Origin of the sequence: Phytopseudomonas daroniae, assembly GCF_004327275.1 — a bacterium.
In the GTDB taxonomy this organism is placed as follows: Bacteria; Pseudomonadota; Gammaproteobacteria; order Pseudomonadales; family Pseudomonadaceae; genus Aquipseudomonas; species Aquipseudomonas daroniae.
Genome location: NZ_QJUJ01000016.1, coordinates 18,837 through 37,835, shown reverse-complemented (window position 1 = coordinate 37,835; position 18,999 = coordinate 18,837). Strand labels below are relative to the sequence as shown.

Genomic DNA, 18,999 nt, shown 5'->3' with positions numbered 1-18,999 from the left:
TTTCTCCGACGGTCGATCATGCAATTGTGACCGCGGGCGGCGGCTTTCGGCTCAGGCTGTGCGCAAGGCCTGGCTATACAGCAGCATATCGATCATCGCTTCCACCATGGCATGGGCATGGGCGCCGAGATCGTAGGCTTCGGGGTTGAGCAGCCAGTGGGCCTGAATGCCATCCATGTAGGCATGCAGGCAGATAGCCGCGCGTTGGCAATCCAGATCGGCGGGCAGTTGGCCGCGATTCACGGCATTGCGTAACGTCCTTGCAATGCGCTGATCGCAATCTTGGTTGAATGCCTGCATCTGCTGGCGCAGGTCGCCGAGCTCCGCGGTGTATTCGCATTTGTATTGCAGGATTTCTCCAACGCGGCGACATTGAGCATCGCTGTGCATGCGCAGAAGTAGCTGCACCAACAACTGGCGCATGTTGCCCAGTGGGTCGGGCTCGTCCTCGCTTTCGCAGGCACGGGCCAGTTCTTCCTGGGGCAACATGAGGCGGTCGAGCATGGCCTGGAATACGTCGACCTTGTTCTGAAAGTGCCAGTAGATAGCGCCCCGAGTCACGCCGGCCGTAGCCGCGATGTCCGCGAGGGAGGTGCCGGACACGCCCTTGGCATAGAACACCCGCTCGGCCGCATCAAGGATGTGCGTTCGGGTTTCTTCGGCTTCCTCTTTGGTGCGTCTCGCCATCTGAGCAGGTTCCGCGTGTTGAAAAGATCGATAAGTGGATGAAAACCCTGGATCAGGGTTACGGACAGGCCACAGTGTTACACAAAAGATGCGTTTACAAACATTCTCGGATGTAAGTATATTTGCGCTCTATTCCCAGTATCCACCTCGGCTATCTGCCAGGTACCGCCCGCGCGGCTCGAATCAATATGACAATGAGGTTCTTTCAGATGCAGAAGAAGCCAGCCTTCGCCGCTTTGGTTTCCGCTATCGCTCTGGCCACGCTGACGCTCGCTGGTTGCAGCGAAGATGCCGCGCCACCACCCCAGCAAGCGCCTACCGTAGGTATCGTTACGCTGCAGGCCGAGTCCTACACCCTGACCACCGAGTTGCCGGGTCGTACCGCTGCGTACCGCATTGCCGAGGTGCGTCCGCAGGTCGATGGCATCATCCAGAAGCGCCTGTTCCAGGAAGGCTCGGAAGTCAAAGCCGGCCAGCAGCTGTATCAGATCGATGCGTCGGTCTACGAGGCGGCCTCGAAGAGCGCCCAGGCGACACTGGCATCGGCCAAGTCTCTGGCCGAGCGTTACAAGGATCTGGTCGCCGATCAGGCCGTGAGCCGCCAGGCCTACGACGAAGCCCAGGCGGCGCGCCTGCAGGCAGAGGCTGCGCTGGAGCAGGCTCGCATCAACGTGCGTTACACCAAGGTGCTGGCGCCAATCGCTGGTCGTGTCGGCCGTTCTGCGGTAACCGAGGGGGCTCTGGTCAGCAACGGCCAGACCAACGCCATGGCGACCATCCAGCAGCTCGACCCGATCTACGTCGACGTGACCCAGCCGACCAAGGATCTGCTGCGCCTGCGCCGCGAACTGGAAAGCGGTCAGTTGGAGAAGGCCGGCGAGAACGCTGCCAAGGTTCAACTGCGGCTGGAAGACGGCAGCAACTACGAGCACGAAGGAAAACTGGAATTCACCGAAGTGTCGGTCGATGAAGGCACCGGTTCGGTAACCCTGCGTGCCGTGTTCCCCAACCCGGATCATAACCTGCTGCCGGGCATGTTCGTTCACGCGCGGCTTGCCGCTGGCGTCAATCAGAAAGCCATCCTCGCACCGCAGCAAGGTGTGACGCGCAATTCCAAGGGTGATCCGACCGCGCTGGTGGTCAATGCCGAGAACAAGGTCGAGTTGCGTCAGCTCAAGGCCGAGCGTACCGCCGGCAACCGCTGGCTGGTTCTCGAGGGTCTGAACCCTGGCGACAAGCTGATCACCGAAGGTCTGCAGTTCGTGCAACCAGGCGCCGAAGTGAAGACCACCGAAGCGAAGAATGTAGCTGAACCGCAGGCGTCGGCTTCCGACCAGGCTGCCAACCGCTAAGGAGCGATTACACGATGTCGAATTTCTTCATCGACAGGCCGATCTTTGCCTGGGTGATCGCGCTGGTGATCATGCTGGCGGGCGGTCTGTCCATCCTCAAGTTGCCGGTCAACCAGTACCCGAGCATCGCGGCCCCGGCCGTTAGTATTCAGGTCAACTATCCGGGTGCTTCCGCACAGACCGTGCAGGACACCGTGGTTCAGGTGATCGAGCAGCAGCTCAACGGTATCGACGGGCTGCGCTACATCAGCTCGGCGAGTAACTCCGATGGCAGCATGGAGATCATCGTTACCTTCAACCAGGGCACCAACCCGGATATCGCCCAGGTTCAGGTACAGAACAAGTTGCAGCTGGCGACTCCGATGCTGCCTCAAGAGGTTCAGCAACAGGGGCTGCGGGTTACCAAGTCGGTGAGGAACTTCCTGCTGGTTATCGGCGTGGTTTCTACCGACGGCAGCATGACCAACCAGGATCTCTCCAACTACATCGTCGCCAATATGCAGGATCCGATTTCGCGGACTCCAGGTGTCGGTGACTTCCAGGTATTCGGCGCCCAATACGCCATGCGTATCTGGCTGGATCCAGCCAAGCTCACCAACTTCCAACTGACCCCGGTCGATGTACGTACTGCTGTGGAAGCGCAGAACGTACAGATATCTTCCGGTCAGTTCGGTGGTCTGCCGGCCGCGCCTGGTCAGCAGCTCAACGCCACCATCATCGGCAAGACCCGACTGCAGACGCCGCAGGAGTTCCGCGACATTCTGCTCAAGGTCAATCGTGATGGTTCCCAGGTACGCCTCGGCGATGTCGCTCGAGTCGAACTGGGCGGTGAGAACTACAACGTTCGCGCGCAATTCAATGGTAATGCCGCTTCCGGTCTGGCAATCCGCCTGGCCACGGGTGCCAACGCCCTGGATACCGCCAAGGCGATTCGCGCCACCATCGACGAGTTGAAGCCCTTCTTCCCGGCAGGGATGGAAGTGGTCATGCCTTACGACTCCACGCCAGTGGTGCAAGAGTCGATCAACGGCGTGATCACGACCCTGATCGAAGCCTTCGTGCTGGTCTTCCTGGTGATGTACCTGTTCCTGCAGAACTTCCGGGCCACCCTGATCCCGACCCTTGCTGTACCCGTGGTACTACTGGGTACGTTCGGTGTGCTCGCGGTGTTCGGTTACAGCATCAACACCCTGACCATGTTCGCCATGATTCTGGCCATCGGCCTGTTGGTGGACGATGCCATCGTGGTGGTCGAAAACGTCGAACGGGTGATGCGCGAAGAGGGGCTGTCGCCGCTCGAAGCGACGCGTAAATCCATGGGCCAGATCCAGGGCGCGTTGGTGGGCATTGGCGTGGTGCTATCGGCAGTGCTCTTGCCGATGGCCTTCTTCGGCGGCTCGGTGGGGGTGATCTACCGGCAATTCTCCATCACCATCGTTTCGGCCATGGTGCTTTCGGTAATCCTCGCGCTGATCTTCACACCGGCACTGTGCGCCACCCTGCTCAAGCCGATTGCCAAGGGCGACCACCACGAGAAGCGTGGATTCTTCGGCTGGTTCAACCGCACGTTTGAGCGCAGCGTCAATGGCTATGAGCGTGGCGTACGCAGTGTCATCAAGCGCAAGGCTCCGTTCCTGATCATCTATGCGGTAATCGTCGCGGCGATGGCCTGGCTGTTCACCCTGATTCCGTCGGCGTTCCTGCCCGAAGAAGATCAGGGCGTTCTGTTCGCCCAGGTGCAGACACCATCGGGCTCCAGCGCCGAACGTACCCAGGCTGTCGTTGATGACATGCGCAAGTACCTGCTGGAAGACGAGAAGGATGTGGTCAACTCGGTATTCACCGTGACCGGCTTCAACTTCGCCGGCCGTGGCCAGAGTTCGGGTATGGCATTCATCATGCTCAAACCGTGGTCCGAGCGTACGGCCGCCGGCACCAGCGTGTTCGATCTGGCGCAGCGTGCTCAGGGCCGATTCTTCGGCGGTGAGTTCCGCGATGCCATGGTCTTCGCCTTCGCCCCGCCAGCGGTAATGGAAATGGGTAACGCCACCGGCTTCAATCTGTTCCTGCAGGATCGTGCCGGCGTTGGTCAGGCCACGCTGAACGAAGCCCGTGACAAGTTCCTGCAACTGGCACGAGAAAACCCAGCTCTGGCTAGCGTTCGCGCCAACGGCCTGCTGGACGAGCCGCAATACAAGCTGCTTATTGATGACGAGAAGGTACGCACCCTTGGTGTCTCCCTGTCGGACGTCAACAGCACCCTGCAGGTCGGCTGGGGTGGTAGCTACGTCAATGACTTCATCGACAAAGGCCGGGTCAAACGCGTCTATCTGCAAGGTGAAACCACCTCGCGGATGAGCCCGGAAGATCTCGACAAGTGGCATGTTCGTAACGATCAGGGCCAGATGGTGCCGTTCAGCGCGTTCGCCTCGGGTGAGTGGACATATGGTTCGCCCAAGCTGTCGCGCTACAACGGCGTGAGCGCTATCGAGATCCTCGGTGAGCCGGCTCCTGGCCGCAGTTCGGGTGAGGCCATGGCCGCGGTCGAGGAGATTGCCAGCCAACTGCCGCAAGGTATCGGTTTCGATTGGACGGGGCAGTCCTACGAGGAAATCCTTTCCGGTTCTCAGGCGCCAGCGCTCTATGCGCTGTCCCTGCTGGTAGTGTTCCTCGCCCTGGCGGCTCTGTACGAGAGCTGGTCGATTCCGTTCTCGGTCATGCTCGTGGTTCCGCTGGGTATCATCGGCGCGCTGCTGTTCACCCTGGGTCGTGGGCTGTCGAACGACGTGTTCTTCCAGGTGGGGCTGATCACGACCATCGGTTTGTCGGCGCGTAACGCGATTCTTATCGTCGAATTCGCCAAGGCGTTGCACGAACAGGGCAAGAGCCATGTCGAAGCCGCAGTGGAAGCTTGCCGCATGCGTCTGCGTCCCATCATCATGACCTCGCTGGCGTTCATCCTCGGCGTGGTTCCGCTGGCGGTCTCCAGCGGCGCGGGGGCAGGCAGCAAGCACGCCATCGGTACCGGTGTGATCGGTGGTATGTTCACGGCCGCGGTTCTGGCGATCTTCTGGATCCCGCTGTTCTACGTGCTGGTCAGCTCCATGTTCAAGGACAAGAGCGCCAAAGAAACCAACGAGAAGGAGGCCGGCCTGTGAGGCAGTCCCTGTTGTCTCTGGCAGTCGCGAGCATCGTGCTCAGCGGCTGCACCATGATCCCCGACTACCAGCGCCCGCAGGCGCCGGTAGAAGGTGCCTGGCCCCAGGGCCAGGCGTACGAGGGCAGCACGGTTCAGGGCTCGGTCGCAGCGGCCGATCTTGGCTGGCGCGAATTCCTGCGTGACCCGGCGCTGCAGCGGCTGGTGGAAACCGCGCTGAACAACAACCGCGACCTGCGCGTCGCAGCGCTGAACGTCGAGGCCTACCGCGCCCAGTACCGCATCCAGCGCTCCGAGCTGTTCCCCAGCATTTCGGCCGATGGCAGCGGTTCGCGTCAGCGCCTGCCGGCTGACCTGTCGCAGACCGGTAGCTCGACCGTCAGCGGGCAGTACAGTGCCACCGTCGGCGTAAATGCCTGGGAAGTGGATTTCTTCGGACGTCTGCGCAGCCTCAACGAGCAGACCCTGCAACAGTACTTCGCTACCGAGGAAGCGCAGCACAGTACGCAAATCAGCCTGATCGCCAGTGTGGCCAACGCCTACCTGACCCTGCAGGCCGACGAAGCACTGCTACGTCTGACTCGCGACACCCTGGGCACCTTCCAGCGCAGCCTGGAGCTGACTCAGCGCAGCTTCGACGTCGGCGTGACCGACGCCCTGGCCCTGAGCCAGGCCCGTACTTCGGTGCAGACCGCTCAGGCCAACCTGGCTCAGTACACCCGTCTGGTCGCCCAGGATCGCAACGCCCTGGGCGTGCTGCTGGGCGGCGCCGTGCCGGCCGACCTGCCGCAAGGTGAAGGCCTGGACAAACAACTGCTGGCCGACATCCCGGCTGGTCTGCCGTCCGATTTGCTGCAGCGTCGTCCGGACGTGCTGCAGGCCGAGCGTGAACTGCTTGCCGCCAATGCCAGCATCGGTGCCGCGCGTGCCGCGTTCTTCCCGAGCATCAGCCTGACCGCCAATGCCGGGACAGCCAGCAGCCAGCTGTCGGGGCTGTTCGATGGTGGTTCGGGTACCTGGCTGTTCCAGCCGCAGATCAACCTGCCGATCTTCACGGCCGGGCGTCTGCGCGCCAACCTCGACTATGCCGAGATCCAGACGAACATCCAGGTGGCGAGCTACGAGAAAGCGGTGCAGACCGCCTTCCAGGAGGTCGCCGATGGCCTGGCTGCTCGTGGCACCTACGGAGAGCAACTGCAGGCTCAGCGCAGCCTGGTGGAAACCTCGGAGAGCTACTACAACCTCGCCGACCGCCGCTTCCGTACCGGCGTGGACAGCTATCTGACCCTGCTCGATGCTCAGCGTCAGCTGTTCAGCGCACAGCAGGAACTGATCGGTGTGCGTCTGTCGCAGCTCACCAGCGAGATCAACCTGTACAAGGCACTTGGTGGTGGCTGGAACGAACGTACCCAGACCGCGGCCCGCGCACCGCAATCCTGAGCCACTTCGTTCAGGCCAAAAAAAGCCCCGGATTTCCGGGGTTTTTTCATATCTGCGTGCCGCCCGTTACGGGATCTGCGCGCGAGCCGAGCCGTTCATCTTGTGGCGAACCAACTGGATCATACCCGGCAGGATCGACACGATGATGATGCCGATGATCAGGTAATGCAGGTTGCTTTGCACCGCAGGCAGGTTGCCGAAGAAGTAGCCACCGTAGGTGAACAGAGTGACCCAGAGAATCGCGCCGACCACGTTGTAGGCAGCGAAGTGGGCATACCTCATCCGGCCCATACCGGCTACGAATGGCGCGAAGGTGCGTACGATGGGCACGAAGCGCGCGAGGATGATGGTCTTGCCGCCATGACGTGCGTAGAAGCCTTGAGTGATGTCCAGATAACGGCGGCGAAAGATCTTCGAGTCCGGGTTGCTGAACAGCTTCTCGCCCATGAAGCGGCCTATGGTGTAGTTCAGCGCATCGCCGAGAATCGCCGCGGTGATCAGTAACAGCACCAGCAAGTGTACGTTCATGCTGCCGTGTACGGCGATCGCGCCCGCCACGAACAACAGTGAATCACCTGGCAGGAAGGGCGTCACCACCAGGCCGGTTTCGCAAAACACGATCAGGAACAGGATCGCGTAGATCCACGTGCCGTATTGGGCGATCAGGGTCGCCAGGTGCTGGTCGATATGTAGAATGAAATCGATAACCAGGTGAATGAATTCCATCAAGGGCTCCAACTGTATACGCAGGCCCGCTGCGATTCAGGGCGGGCGGTGGGGCGGCATTATGCTTGCGTCAATGTGCAAAGGTGCGTGTTACACGGGGTCAGGCAGGCTTTTGAGCAGTGCTGAGGGCAAGCGTTCCGTCAGACGGGCACGGGGCGACGAAAGCGCCAGTAATTGGGGGAGGGGCGCTGCCGTTAGCGACGCGCGGTCTCGGTGATATGCAGTTCGGTGGTTTGCGCTTCCTTGGCCGGTACGGCGAGCGGTTCGCTGCCCGTGGCGCCCAACAGGGCGCGCTGCTTGGCATTGGCCGCCATCCGCTCTAACCAGGCCAATTGCAGATCGCGGTACTGCGGAGCCACTACCGCGCTGTTCAGGCGTGCCTGCTCTTGCCAGAACTCGGCGTCGCCGCGCCACCAGGGATCTTCGCCTGGCGCAGGCGTGTTGGTGACGACTGGCGTCGTGCGCGCCGCAATGGTCGGTACCGCGGTGACGACCTCTGGCGCAGCCGGTTGCGACACGGGTCGCAGCAGGGCGAACAGGTAGGTGCCTCCATAAGCCAGCGCGGCGCCAACGGCCATAGCCGCGGCACCGCGTATCAGCTCGCTACGCGGGCTGTAGGGTTTACGAACTGAAGCTTTCATCATCCATCCCTAGAAGAGAAAGGGCCGACACGCACGCATGGCGGACACGTTTGTGAATGATAGCTACTTGCGCGGCGCTAATGAGCTTTTTTCCGTGTCGGCATGCTGCGCCAGAGCGCTTACTTGGCCTTGATGATGCGCTGGATGGTGCCGGTATTGTTGTTCAGCAATACGTAGTCGGTACCGATCTTCACCCAGTGCTCGTGTTCCTTGTCCTCCGGCTCGGGCAGGTTGTGCTTTTTCAGATCCTTGATGGCGTAATCGTCGCGCCAGTATTTGTGCGGCGCGGGCGTGCCTTCCTTGAGTTGACCGATGTGCATCGGATCCTTGGATTCCGGGTCTTCCTGATCGGGCTGCTGCTGCAACACCTGATTCTGGTAAGCCTCGCGGGCAGGTTCCTGCTCTGCAGGGTCGGCCGCATGGGCGAAGCCGGTGACCAGCAGAGTGCCGAGCAATACACTGAGGGTAGGCGTGGTTTTCATGGGTGACTCTCCTTATTCCGTGTCCATGATTATGGACAGGAACAGGTTGCAGAAAACTCAACCTAAATTTGCAGGGGGTCGCTGGCAGAGCGTTAATTCGACGAGCGCTGGACTTGATGTGGAGGTCTTGCACGACCCACATGCTGCCGAACGGTGTCTTTTTTCCATGAACTTCGGCGCACTTGATACGCCTATTGTTCAAGTTCCACTATTCGAGTCAGTCATGCCCGTTTCCGTATTTCTTGCCCTGGTATTCGGCTGCGTCGGTGCTGTGCTGATGGGCATTGGTCTGTCCCGTCGTCGTGCCAGCCGGGATTGGCAGCAGGCGCAAGGACGGATCATCGCCAGCGCCTGGGGGCTCAACACGCCGAGCCGCTACCCGCGTTTCGAATGGCGCGACGAACACGGCCACCTGCATACGCATGAAAGCAGCATGAGCAACTGGCGCCACTACCGCAAAGGCGATGTGGTGCCGGTTCGCTATGACCCCGCCTTCCCCAAACACGCGGTGATCGACACCCCGGTACAGCGCGGCGCTTCGTTCTTCTGGCTCGGGGTGTTGTTGTGCAGCATCTCCAGCATCTTTCTGGTGGTCGAGCTGCTGCTTGAATAGTCGATCACTGTCGGCTTGCGACGACTCAGTACATACGTCCAATTCGATAAAGCTGCCCTGGCGGCATAGCGGCTGCTCGTTATGTGCCTGATCGCACTCCGACCGACACGCCGCTGGCCCTTGCAGTGGCGTCGATATGGCTGATGCCCAGATCGCGGCTATTGCTGCTTTATGATGGATCTGTTGCCACTCGCAATGTCCGTCACTTCGACTACTTGGGAGTAGCGGTTATAGACCCATGGGATGAGTGAGGGCGGTGAGGAGGCGCGGCGTAGTCACTGGCGCAAACAAAAAGGGCTTACCTTTCGGTACGCAGTCACTTGAACTGGATTGGTAAGTAGCTGTTATCAATGGTGTTTGTGTGGTGGTTGCGAGTTAGGTATACATACAGGCATACACGGTGCCAGCTGCTGGGGCTGGTCAGCGTCAGTTGGCCAGCGCCTGGATAACGTGCGTTGGGTCGTTATGGATAGCGCGCAACAAGGCCTTGGCTGGCCCCGTTGGTTCGCGCCGGCCCTGCTCCCAGTTGCGCAGGGTGCCAAGCTGAACGTCGATCATCGCGGCGAACCGGGCCTGGGTCAGACCGGTGGCCTTGCGGATTTCCTTCACCTGCAGTGCGTCTACAGTGAACTCCCTCGATGGCTGCCGCTCGCCTCGATGGATTTCATCCATTTGCTGGACGCTTTCCAACAGGTCGTCGAAAAATTTGCTCATGGTGATTACCTCCACCGTTCGATGATGTGCTTGAGCGTCTTGCGCTCGTCTGCGCTCAAATCGTCTTTTTCGTTCTTTGGGTAGATCAGCAGTAGTGCGATCTGCGAGGCTGCCGAGAAGTGGTAGTAGATAACCCGCGACCCGCCGCGCTTGCCGTGCCCGCTGGAGGCCACCCGCACTTTGCGGATGCCGCCTGTGCCTTCGATAACATCACCCATCTCTGGGCAGTAGGCCAGGAGGCGTTGGAAGGCCGCATAGCTATCGTCATCCAGCAGCTCGCGTAGCCGCTTGGTGAAAATTGGAGTCTCGATAAAGATCATGCTTGAAATGTACGCCATTGACGTACAGCTCGCAACTGCCGATCTATTCAGAGGTCTTTAACATGCAGCGCGTCTTGGCTGACACAGCTGTCAGCGTGTCCGAACTGAAGAAAAATCCTTCCGCCGTGCTTAGGACTGCCAACGGCTCACCAGTTGCCGTACTCAGCCGCAATCGGATCGTGGGGTATATGGTTCCGGCCGACCCAGGTGCGCCAACACCTAGGGCTTTGGATAACGTCGAAACCCTCAAAGGAAACAACGTCATGGGCAAAAGTACCATGGAACCCGCGCAAAGCTACGCTGGCGCTGAGCTGATCGATCCTGATATGCGGATCATCCGCATGCCTGCGGTCGAAATACTGACCGGGTTGAAGCGGGTGACTATTTACAAACACCTTGAGGATGACCCGAACTTCCCGCGTCAGGTACCGCCTGAGCGACAGCAAACAGCGTGGCGCTCCGGTCGGCTGGGTTGCTGGCTGAGGTTCAGGCTTGGGTGCATAGTCGCAGCGCTTTGTGCGAGGAGGCAGCATGAACCTGATCACCAATCTTCGTGCAGCTTCCCATCGCCGTCCGGCAGTTGGTGCTCTGCATTCCGACTTCAACCTTGCGGGCCGCCTGGCTCGCTACAACGCTCATATGCGGCGCGCTCGCGCCCTAGAAACCATGAATGTTGGAGGTTGAAATGAATACTGCAGCCAAGTTGGTTCACCAAGATTCCACGGTTTCCCAACCCCGCCTTCGCCAGCGTGTAAAGGCGACCAAACCGGCAGAGGTACGGGAGCTTTATGGCTTCAAGATCCTGGGCGACAAAGTCCAAGGGTATTTCGTGCTGGGGACGGCCGCGGGCGGCGAGGGGCTGGAGCCGGTAGGGCCACTCCCGAATGAAGGCCAGGCCAACAAGGTAATTGCCAACCTCAGGGAGTACTTTCCTGATGAGCAGTATCGAGTCGACCTTCGGGAAGTTGAGTTCAAAGGGCAGTTTGAGCTCGGCCAGCAGCATCAGTCGGCAATGCTCCGTGTACGTGGGCGATTGAACGCTGCCTATGCAGAACGCCATGGGCTTTTCCGTGTCATCGACGGCTGGACGTATGCCTATTACGTCAAGTTGAAATCGGTTGGGCTGGTGTTCGAGCGTGTTGGTGGTGATGACGACCTTCCGATCCATGTCACTCATGGTATCGACCCTACCAAGTCCGACAAAGCCACTCCTGTCGGTGTCATTGGCCCGTTCGAGCATGAGGAGGAGGCAGAGGTCGCACTCCTGGCTATTGCGAAGCTGTTTCCGGAAGAGTCGTTCGATATCCACTGCTCGCAGATCGCCAGTAGTATTTGCCTTCCCATGAAGCTGCCGAAGGAGCAGGAGGTTGCCCGCCAGAAAGTCACGGCACTTTCGGCTCGTTGGCGTCATCTCGGTGGGTTCGTGAACTACTACACCCTTGATGACGCTATCCAGCGTGCGCCATTCGGCAAGTTTGGGCCGTTCCCTACCCTAAAGGCAATGCGTACGGCGGAGAAAGCCATCAAGGCTCATCATCCTGGCGCGTTGGTAGTTCGTTGCCAGCGTGGGCTGGATGAAGACATGGCCAGTGCCAGCCATGCCGACCTCTGCATCGAGTACACCAAAACCCTCGAAAAACTCGCTGCCCTAGGAGCCTAACCATGAATATCGAAAAACACCGCATCAGCGGTGCAGGCACCTCTTTGCCTGAGAAAAGCCAAGTACTTGTAGTGATTGCTCTTGAGGCTGAGTTGGCCGAGGGCATCACACTGACCCGGGAAGAGGTTCACCACTTCAACCACGCCCGCGATATCTATGACGAATTGCGCCGGGCGCTGTTCGACGCGGTAATGCCGGCGATTGGTGGCAGCCACCATCCCGTGAGTGTGCGGCTCTACGACTTGTTGCAGGAGTTCCATCTGCATTCCGGCGGCATGGTGGCCAGGCATCGCCAGGCAATGGAGCGGATGGATCAGGAACGGGAGGTGGAGGCATGAGCACCGTCGACTTCGGAACCACCTTCGAGCGCGCTCCGGGCGGATTGGTTTTCTACTTCGTCGGCACCCCTTCGGTGTTGGTAAACGATCTCCCCAGAGCCCGGATGGTCAGCCCCTTCGTTTCCCGCGAGGAGTATCCACGGCATGAACGATGTGGAACTGATTCCTGATGACGCGAAACCATGGGTGGATATGTCGCTCTGGCAGGCGCCCGGCGGCGGTTTGGACGCAGTCCGAGACTCCGCCGGGCGCGCCCAGAGCGCCCGGTGACGTCCTTGTAACACGTCAGATAAACGAAGTTCGCCAACCAGACAAAACCAGAGTGATACATAAATGAGCAAGCCAAAAGACTTCACCCGGATTGATATCGAAACTGGGCTGGTCAATCAGAACAGTCGGCTTTTTGTTGACCCCGCCTGTTCTGGTTTCGTGGATCTGTCAGGCGTCCGCTTGCTCCGTTGCGGTGTTGATACCGTGCGCCAGTTGTACCGGGGCCTGATCCGCCCGGACGTGATGAGCCTGTTTGAGAAACCGGGCGTCATGGTCGAATTCGCTGATCAGATCTGGCACTCGGGTCGGGTCAGCAAAGACTCTGGCTACCAGTACAAGCTCCAGAATGCTGACCTGGGCATCATCTTGCTGATCAAGAACTTCAACGCCAAGATCAACGCCATCGGCCCACATCTGAAAATCGAAGTCTCGCCCCATGCCATCGACGCTCTGTCACCTGAGCGTCTGCAGGAACACATGGACTACTACGCTGCAGCAGTCCTGAGCCATCGTGAAATCAACCAATGCGCCGTCCATCTCGCTCTAGACCTGCAGGGCTGGAAGCCACCTGTGGATCTGGTCGCCCGCATGCACTGCCGGGCTCGCACTCAGCGTGATATTTCGGGCATCAATGAAATCAACTGGGCGACAAAATCCAGCACCTACGGTCGTGGCGAAACCTCCATGTTCGGCTCTGCCAGTGGCGTGCAGCTCTGTATCTACAACAAGACTGAACAGGCCCGCGCTACCGACAAGCTCGACTACTGGGAAAGCGTCTGGAAGCGCCGCGACAGTTTCGACCCGCAAGACCCGGACAACTACGATCCTGACGCTGATGTGTGGCGTGTAGAGCTGCGCTATCACCACTCGATCATCCAGCAATTTGCCAGTGGCTCTATCGATCTGAAATCCGGTGCGCTGATTGATACCAGCTCCTTTGCTGCCTTCGCTGGCCATCTGGACGGGCTCTGGCAGTATGGCCTTCGCCAATTCAAGCTGCTTGCTCGCCCTGGTTATTTTGAGCCTATCTGGACGCTGATCCGTGATGACGTGCGCGTCGATCTGCTGGTGGATTCGCTGCTCGATGACACTGAATACAAGCGCTACTACAAAACCTCGCGTGGCTTTTCCGGCAAGAACGTTGAGCTGTTCCTGGGAAACTTCGTAAGCCTGCTGGCAAGGGAAAAGGTGAGAGCAAAAAAGGCGTTTAAGACCCTGCAGCAATGGGACTGCTGGCCGGTCATCCGTGATCACTACGCCGCCAAGGAAATGACCCAGGACGATCTCTACAAACACATCAAGCATCTGCTGCAGGAACGTCATGTGCGGTGGGGTAGGGCGGTATGACGGCGCGTAAGGAAGGCAAAACGTGGACTGCGGACTTCTACGAAAACGGTCGTTCTGGCCGTCGAATCAGGAAGTACGGATTTCTGACTAAATCGGCTGCCCAGCGCTATGAGTCAGACTACTTTGCTACGTTGCAGCAAACCGGCAGGCCGCTTGATGACCGTCTTTCCGGTCTGGTCACCTTGTGGCACTCATTGCATGGCAGCAGCCTGAAGGACGTGAAGGGCCGACTCTCTCGCACGCTGGCTGTCGTTGAACGCCTCGGTAACCCGCTGGCCTCTCAGTTCGATGCGCTAGCCTGGGCTCGCTATCGGCAGGCCCGGTTGAAGGATGTTTCGCCCCACACCGTCAACCATGAGCAGCGTTACCTATCGGCTGTTTTCTCTGAGCTGATCCGCCTCGGTGCATGGCATGGCGTCAACCCGCTGGCCAAGATCCGCCAGATCAAGACCGACCAGACCGAGCTGACGTTTCTGACCCTGGATCAAGTCGGTCTGCTGCTCGATGAGTGCAGGAAGTCCACCAACAACCACACCTACCCGGTTGCTTTGATCTGCTTGGCAACTGGGGCTCGTTGGGATGAGGCCGAAAGTCTGAGCCGTGCGGCGCTATTCGGGGGCAAGGCCCATTTCCACAGGACAAAGAATCGTCAGTCCCGGTCGGTGCCGATCCCTAAAGAAGTTGAGGAGGCTGCGTTATCCGTTGCCATGCCAGGATCTGGCCGACTGTTCATGCCCTGCAGGGCTGCTTTCCGTAGCGCGTATCAGCGTTGTGGTTTCCATACGCCGGGTCAGCTGACCCACATTCTGCGTCATACCTTCGCCAGTCATTACATGATGGGGGGAGGGGATATTCTCAGCTTGCAGCGGATCCTGGGTCACTCGTCTATCACAATGACCATGCGTTATGCGCATCTATCGCCTGATCATCTGGAATCAGCGCTGAGGCTCTCGCCGCTGCAGCAGAGCGGCCACGCGTTCACTTGAATATCCAGAGCAATGATGTAGTATGTCTATAACGCTTAACGTTAAGGATTAAAGCGTGATTTTGAGCTTTAAGTGTCCAGAGACTCGGGCTCTGTTCGAAACCGGTGATTCGCGGCGGTGGAAGAATATCCTCAATGTCGCCACGCGGAAGTTAACCATGCTGCACGCGGCCACTGAGCTTCGAGACCTGCGTTCTCCACCCGGTAATCGACTTGAGGCGTTACAGGGAAATCGGATGGGTCAGTACAGCATTAGAATCAATGATCAATTCCGTGTTTGTTTCGAGTGGTCGGACGCCGGCCCGACGAATGTTGAAATAGTCGACTATCACTAGGGAGGTCGCACCATGGCAATTAACGGTATGCGCCCCATCCATCCGGGCGAAATCCTTCGCGAAGAGTTTCTAGAGCCGCTGGATATTTCCCCGGCTGCACTGGCGCGTGCGCTCCATGTATCTGCTCCCACGGTGAATGAAATCGTTCGTGAGCGACGTGGGGTGACTGCAGATATGGCTATTCGCCTTGGGCGCTATTTTGATACGTCTGCTCAGTTCTGGATGAACCTGCAAACCGACTATTCGTTAGCAACGACTTTTGCCGCCAATGGCGAAGAGATTGAGCACGAGATTGAGCCTCTGCGTGCCCAGGCATGAGGCCCGGTGGTCTGGGTGTAGTCTGTTTGTAGTCTGCCCCAGAAACAAAAAAGGGCTTACCTTTCGGTAAACCCTTGTTTTGTTTGGTGGCTACGCAGGGACTTGAACCCCGGACCCCAGCATTATGAATGCTATGCTCTAACCAGCTGAGCTACGTAGCCGAGTGGCGCGCATTTTCCGCATCCGTCAGTGTCGTGTCAACCCCAGTGGGCATAATAATTTACGCACTTTCAACCGTTTAGCCGTTTTTTGGCAAGGCGCGCCATGCTGATAGCCGCTGTGTCGAGGCGGGGCCTTGCAGGCTCGGGCTGTCTAGCCGAAGACGGGATCACGATGCGGGTAGGGCGTCCGTTCGATGGCGCGCTGCTGTTCCGGCGTCGGTGCCGCACGGCAGAGATCCGGCTGCTGGCCCTGCGGATATCCGCCCACGACGAGGAAGTCGTCGCTGCTGGCCAGGTTGCAATGACCGGTGCCAGCCGGCAGTACCAATACATCACCGCTGTGCAGGCTGAGTTCCCGGCCGCCCGGGCCGCCCAGCATGACCCGGGCTTCGCCCTGGATGACGCCGAGCACTTCGTGGGCATTGCTGTGGTAGTGGTGATAGTCATAGATGCCATCAACCCATTGCGCGGGCCAGGCATTTTTACCGAACAGACGCTGCGTGCCGGATGGCGCCGGCAGCCCCTCGTCCTTCAATGCCTGGCGATAGACGAGCACCGGGTGCTTGCCGTTGTTCGGCACCCAGTCGTTGCGCAGAAGCAGCAGTTTTTCCACTTTCGCCGTGACGGGAACTGGGGCGGATGTTGCTCCGGTAGCGCTCGATGCCTCACCGAGGCTGGCGAGGTAGTGGAGGATCAGGCGGCGGGAAAACGTGTCCATGACGAGCCCTCTCGAGGCAATGGCTTCATCTTATAGAGGGCAATGTTGCGCAGGTGTTGCGGTTATCGCTGGGAAGTGGGTGCCCGCGAAATACGAAGCCCCTCGGGCGGGCGCTCGAGGGGCTTCGTGGGCGGGCCTGGGGGGAGGTCAGACGTTGAAGCGGAAGTGCATCACGTCGCCGTCCTTGACGATGTATTCCTTGCCTTCCAGGCGCCATTTACCCGCTTCCTTGGCACCGGCTTCGCCCTTGAACTGGATGAAGTCGTCATAGGCGACGACTTCGGCACGGATGAAGCCTTTCTCGAAGTCGGTGTGGATCGCGGCGGCGGACTGTGGCGCGGTGGCGCCGACCTTGACGGTCCAGGCGCGGACTTCCTTTACGCCCGCGGTGAAGTAGGTCTGCAGGTTGAGCAGCGAGTAACCGGCGCGGATCACGCGGTTCAGGCCTGGCTCGGTCATGCCCATGGTCTCGAGGAACATCTGCATTTCTTCCAGATCGTCCAGCTCGGCGATCTCGGCCTCGATCTTGTTGCACACCGGTACCACGATGGCACCTTCTTCGTCGGCGATGGCCTGTACCACATCGAGCAGCGGGTTGTTCTCGAAACCGTCTTCGGCCACGTTGGCGATGTACATCACCGGCTTGGTGGTCAGCAGGTGGAAGGTCTTGGCCAGGCGCTTCTCGTCGTCACCCAGGCTTTTCAGCAGGCTGCGCGCCGGCTTGCCTTCGGTGAAGTGAGGGATGAGCTTTTCCAGCAGAGCTTTCTGCGCCACGGCTTCCTTGTCGCCGCCCTTGGCGGTACGGGTGACGCGCTGCAGTTGTTTCTCGCAGCTGTCGAGGTCGGCCATGATCAGTTCGAGGTCGATGATCTCGATGTCACGCTTGGGGTCGACGCTGTTGGCGACGTGGATGACGTTCTCGTCTTCGAAGCAGCGCACCACGTGGGCGATGGCATCGGTCTCGCGGATGTTGGCGAGGAACTTGTTGCCCAGGCCTTCACCCTTGGACGCGCCCGCTACCAGGCCGGCGATGTCGACGAATTCCATGGTGGTGGGGATCACGCGCTCGGGCTTGACGATTTCCGCCAGGGCGTCGAGGCGCGGATCGGGCATCGGCACGATGCCGCTGTTCGGCTCGATGGTGCAGAACGGGAAGTTCTCGGCCGCGATACCGGATTTGGTGAGGGCATTGAACAGGGTGGACTTGCCGACGTTGGGTAGGCCGACGATGCCGCAATTGAATCCCATGGTGTGTCCCTCGCGCCAAAGGCGGTAGATAAAGTTTAGAGAGTGGCTTTCTGGCTGTGCAGCTTGCGCATCGCTACCGGCCAGTCACCGGCGAGTATTTCCGGGAGGACGTCGAGGGCGAAGCCGATGCTGGTATCCAGCAGTTCCTGCTCGCCACGCGGAGCGCGGCCGAGCACGAAGTTGGAGACCATGCTGGCGTGCCCGGGGTGACCGATGCCAAGCCGCAGGCGGTGGAAATTATTCTGGTTGCCGAGTTGCGCGATGATGTCACGCAACCCGTTATGCCCACCGTGCCCGCCACCCTGTTTGAGTTTGGCGACGCCGGGAGGCATGTCGAGTTCGTCGTGGGCCACCAGGATTTCTTCGGGTTTGATCTTGAAGAAATTCGCCAACGCCGCCACGGACTGGCCGCTGCGGTTCATGAAGGTGGTGGGGATGAGCAGACGAACTTCGCGACCCTGATGGACAAACTTGCCCACCAGGCCGAAATACTTGCGATCGACGCTGAGATTGACGCGCTGGCTGTCTGCCAGGCGCTCAACGAAAAGGGCCCCTGCATTGTGCCGGGTCTGGTCGTATTCGGGGCCCGGGTTACCCAGGCCAACGATCAGTTGTACGGCAGTCATACAGGAGCCCTTTCCTAAAAGCAGTTCCACACCGAGGTATGGAGCTCGCCAATTACTCGGCGGTGCTTTCGCCTTCGCCTTCAGCTGCGTCTTCTACACGAACGCGCGGCAGGTGGATGCTGGCAACCGGCAGATCGCTACCGTGGGCCAGAGCGACCAGCTCAACGCCTTTCGGCAGTTTGATGTCGGACAGGTGAACGGTCTGGTCGATTTCGACGTTGGCGATGTCGACTTCGATGAATTCCGGCAGGTCTTTCGGCAGGCAGGAAACTTCGACTTCGTTCAGGCTGTGCAGGACTTCGCCGCCGCCTTTCTTGACGCCAACCGAGGTGGCTTCGTTGATGAAGTGCAACGGTACGTGGGCGGTCAGTTTCTGGCCGGCAACGACGCGGATGAAGTCAGCGTGCAGAACGAAGCCTTTGGCCGGGTGGCGCTGCAGGGCTTTGATCAGGACGTTTTCTTTCTTGCCGTCAACGGTCAGGTTCAGCACGTGGCTGAATGCTGCTTCGTTTTCCAGCAGCTTGGCGAAATCTTTGGCGACCAGGCTGATGGACAGGGGGGCTTTCTCGCCACCGTAAATCACGGCTGGAACCAGGCTGGCGTTACGACGCAGGCGGCGGCTCGCACCTTTCCCCAGGTCGGAACGCGCTTCGGCATTCAGGGTAAATTCAACAGTCATTTCACTTCTCCAGAATAACCAAACCGCCCGTTACGCTTGCGACCAGCGACGGGGCGGTTCAGTGGTATGCCTGGCCAAATGGCCAGGCGTTTTCATCAGCGGCACGATTTGCTGCGCGTTGGCCCTGCTGCGTTAGAAAGCGGCTCGGAATGCTCATTTACAGACTCGTAAACTCCGCTTCT

The 18,999-nt window shown here is 59.4% G+C and carries 22 protein-coding genes, 1 tRNA gene and 2 pseudogenes; 14 read left to right on the top strand and 11 right to left on the bottom strand.

What is annotated here, in order from left to right:
• Positions 1–51 precede the first annotated feature (51 nt).
• Positions 52–687 (bottom strand): TetR family transcriptional regulator, encoded by a 636-nt coding sequence (locus tag DNK10_RS24900; RefSeq protein ID WP_131182122.1) that lies wholly within the window; start codon positions 685–687, stop codon positions 52–54.
• Positions 688–896: 209 nt separating this feature from the next.
• Between DNK10_RS24900 and DNK10_RS24895 the strand changes: the two genes are divergently transcribed.
• Genes DNK10_RS24895 through DNK10_RS24885 form a run of 3 tightly spaced genes read left to right on the top strand, consistent with a single transcriptional unit; the run spans position 897 to position 6,636 of the window.
• The gene (locus DNK10_RS24895; RefSeq protein ID WP_165493700.1) at positions 897–2,039 is read left to right on the top strand and encodes an efflux RND transporter periplasmic adaptor subunit; all 1,143 of its coding nucleotides are present in this window, start codon (positions 897–899) and stop codon (positions 2,037–2,039) included.
• Between the two features lie 14 nt (positions 2,040–2,053).
• The gene (locus DNK10_RS24890; RefSeq protein WP_131193401.1) at positions 2,054–5,197 is read left to right on the top strand and encodes an efflux RND transporter permease subunit; all 3,144 of its coding nucleotides are present in this window, start codon (positions 2,054–2,056) and stop codon (positions 5,195–5,197) included.
• Positions 5,194–6,636 (top strand): AdeC/AdeK/OprM family multidrug efflux complex outer membrane factor, encoded by a 1,443-nt coding sequence (locus tag DNK10_RS24885; RefSeq protein WP_131193400.1) that lies wholly within the window; start codon positions 5,194–5,196, stop codon positions 6,634–6,636. Before DNK10_RS24890 ends, DNK10_RS24885 begins: the two co-directional genes overlap by 4 nt.
• Positions 6,637–6,702: 66 nt before the next feature.
• On the opposite strand, the gene DNK10_RS24880 is transcribed toward DNK10_RS24885, so the two are convergent.
• From DNK10_RS24880 to DNK10_RS24870, 3 genes are all read right to left on the bottom strand, one after another.
• On the bottom strand, positions 6,703–7,362 hold the full coding sequence (locus DNK10_RS24880; protein ID WP_131193399.1) for a DedA family protein: 660 nt from the start codon (positions 7,360–7,362) through the stop codon (positions 6,703–6,705).
• A 194-nt stretch (positions 7,363–7,556) separates the two neighbouring features.
• On the bottom strand, positions 7,557–8,003 hold the full coding sequence (locus tag DNK10_RS24875; protein WP_131193398.1) for a hypothetical protein: 447 nt from the start codon (positions 8,001–8,003) through the stop codon (positions 7,557–7,559).
• Positions 8,004–8,122: 119 nt separating this feature from the next.
• Positions 8,123–8,485, bottom strand: coding sequence for an RcnB family protein (locus tag DNK10_RS24870; protein WP_131193397.1), 363 nt, complete (start codon positions 8,483–8,485; stop codon positions 8,123–8,125).
• A 223-nt stretch (positions 8,486–8,708) separates the two neighbouring features.
• Between DNK10_RS24870 and DNK10_RS25940 the strand changes: the two genes are divergently transcribed.
• Positions 8,709–9,098 carry a DUF3592 domain-containing protein gene (locus DNK10_RS25940; protein WP_165496035.1) on the top strand — a complete coding sequence of 130 codons (390 nt, stop codon included), beginning with the start codon at positions 8,709–8,711 and terminating at the stop codon, positions 9,096–9,098.
• Between the two features lie 426 nt (positions 9,099–9,524).
• On the opposite strand, the gene nadS is transcribed toward DNK10_RS25940, so the two are convergent.
• Positions 9,525–9,812 (bottom strand): NadS family protein, encoded by a 288-nt coding sequence (gene nadS, locus DNK10_RS24855; RefSeq protein WP_131193395.1) that lies wholly within the window; start codon positions 9,810–9,812, stop codon positions 9,525–9,527.
• Between the two features lie 5 nt (positions 9,813–9,817).
• A complete protein-coding gene (locus tag DNK10_RS24850; RefSeq protein ID WP_131193394.1) occupies positions 9,818–10,132 on the bottom strand; it encodes a type II toxin-antitoxin system RelE/ParE family toxin in 315 nt (104 codons plus the stop codon).
• Between the two features lie 62 nt (positions 10,133–10,194).
• On the opposite strand from DNK10_RS24850, the pseudogene DNK10_RS24845 reads away from it, so the two are divergent.
• From DNK10_RS24845 to DNK10_RS24810, 10 genes and pseudogenes are all read left to right on the top strand, one after another.
• Positions 10,195–10,374 (top strand): annotated as a pseudogene (locus DNK10_RS24845) (type II toxin-antitoxin system Phd/YefM family antitoxin); the annotation flags it as partial.
• Positions 10,375–10,395: 21 nt separating this feature from the next.
• Positions 10,396–10,551: pseudogene (locus DNK10_RS26360) on the top strand (AlpA family phage regulatory protein); the annotation flags it as partial.
• A gap of 112 nt (positions 10,552–10,663) precedes the next feature.
• A complete protein-coding gene (locus DNK10_RS25935; protein WP_165496034.1) occupies positions 10,664–10,816 on the top strand; it encodes a hypothetical protein in 153 nt (50 codons plus the stop codon).
• 1 nt (position 10,817) lies between these two features.
• Positions 10,818–11,792: a hypothetical protein gene (locus DNK10_RS24835; protein ID WP_131193393.1), complete on the top strand. Its 975-nt coding sequence runs from the start codon at positions 10,818–10,820 to the stop codon at positions 11,790–11,792.
• A gap of 2 nt (positions 11,793–11,794) precedes the next feature.
• On the top strand, positions 11,795–12,130 hold the full coding sequence (locus DNK10_RS24830) for a hypothetical protein (RefSeq protein WP_131193392.1): 336 nt from the start codon (positions 11,795–11,797) through the stop codon (positions 12,128–12,130).
• On the top strand, positions 12,127–12,300 hold the full coding sequence (locus tag DNK10_RS25930; protein WP_165496033.1) for a hypothetical protein: 174 nt from the start codon (positions 12,127–12,129) through the stop codon (positions 12,298–12,300). The genes DNK10_RS24830 and DNK10_RS25930 overlap by 4 nt, the downstream gene beginning before the upstream one ends.
• Before the next feature lie 163 nt (positions 12,301–12,463).
• Positions 12,464–13,747 carry a hypothetical protein gene (locus tag DNK10_RS24825; protein WP_131193391.1) on the top strand — a complete coding sequence of 428 codons (1,284 nt, stop codon included), beginning with the start codon at positions 12,464–12,466 and terminating at the stop codon, positions 13,745–13,747.
• Entirely contained in the window at positions 13,744–14,733 is a 990-nt protein-coding gene (locus tag DNK10_RS24820; RefSeq protein WP_131193390.1) for a phage integrase, read from the top strand. The genes DNK10_RS24825 and DNK10_RS24820 overlap by 4 nt, the downstream gene beginning before the upstream one ends.
• Before the next feature lie 55 nt (positions 14,734–14,788).
• Positions 14,789–15,067, top strand: coding sequence for a type II toxin-antitoxin system RelE/ParE family toxin (locus tag DNK10_RS24815; RefSeq protein WP_083328633.1), 279 nt, complete (start codon positions 14,789–14,791; stop codon positions 15,065–15,067).
• A 12-nt stretch (positions 15,068–15,079) separates the two neighbouring features.
• Complete coding sequence (locus tag DNK10_RS24810; RefSeq protein ID WP_070881183.1) at positions 15,080–15,385, top strand: HigA family addiction module antitoxin; 306 nt, start codon at positions 15,080–15,082, stop codon at positions 15,383–15,385.
• An 84-nt stretch (positions 15,386–15,469) separates the two neighbouring features.
• Here the strand turns inward: DNK10_RS24810 and DNK10_RS24805 are convergent.
• The 5 genes from DNK10_RS24805 to DNK10_RS24785 all read right to left on the bottom strand — a co-directional run bounded on the left by DNK10_RS24805 (position 15,470) and on the right by DNK10_RS24785 (position 18,817).
• Positions 15,470–15,546 (bottom strand) — tRNA-Met (locus DNK10_RS24805).
• Positions 15,547–15,697: 151 nt separating this feature from the next.
• The gene (locus DNK10_RS24800) at positions 15,698–16,264 is read right to left on the bottom strand and encodes a cupin domain-containing protein (RefSeq protein WP_131182140.1); all 567 of its coding nucleotides are present in this window, start codon (positions 16,262–16,264) and stop codon (positions 15,698–15,700) included.
• Positions 16,265–16,411: 147 nt separating this feature from the next.
• Positions 16,412–17,512: a redox-regulated ATPase YchF gene (gene ychF / locus DNK10_RS24795; protein ID WP_131182141.1), complete on the bottom strand. Its 1,101-nt coding sequence runs from the start codon at positions 17,510–17,512 to the stop codon at positions 16,412–16,414.
• Positions 17,513–17,547: 35 nt separating this feature from the next.
• Complete coding sequence (pth, locus tag DNK10_RS24790; RefSeq protein ID WP_131182142.1) at positions 17,548–18,138, bottom strand: aminoacyl-tRNA hydrolase; 591 nt, start codon at positions 18,136–18,138, stop codon at positions 17,548–17,550.
• A gap of 52 nt (positions 18,139–18,190) precedes the next feature.
• The gene (locus DNK10_RS24785; protein WP_131182143.1) at positions 18,191–18,817 is read right to left on the bottom strand and encodes a 50S ribosomal protein L25/general stress protein Ctc; all 627 of its coding nucleotides are present in this window, start codon (positions 18,815–18,817) and stop codon (positions 18,191–18,193) included.
• Positions 18,818–18,999: the final 182 nt, after the last annotated feature.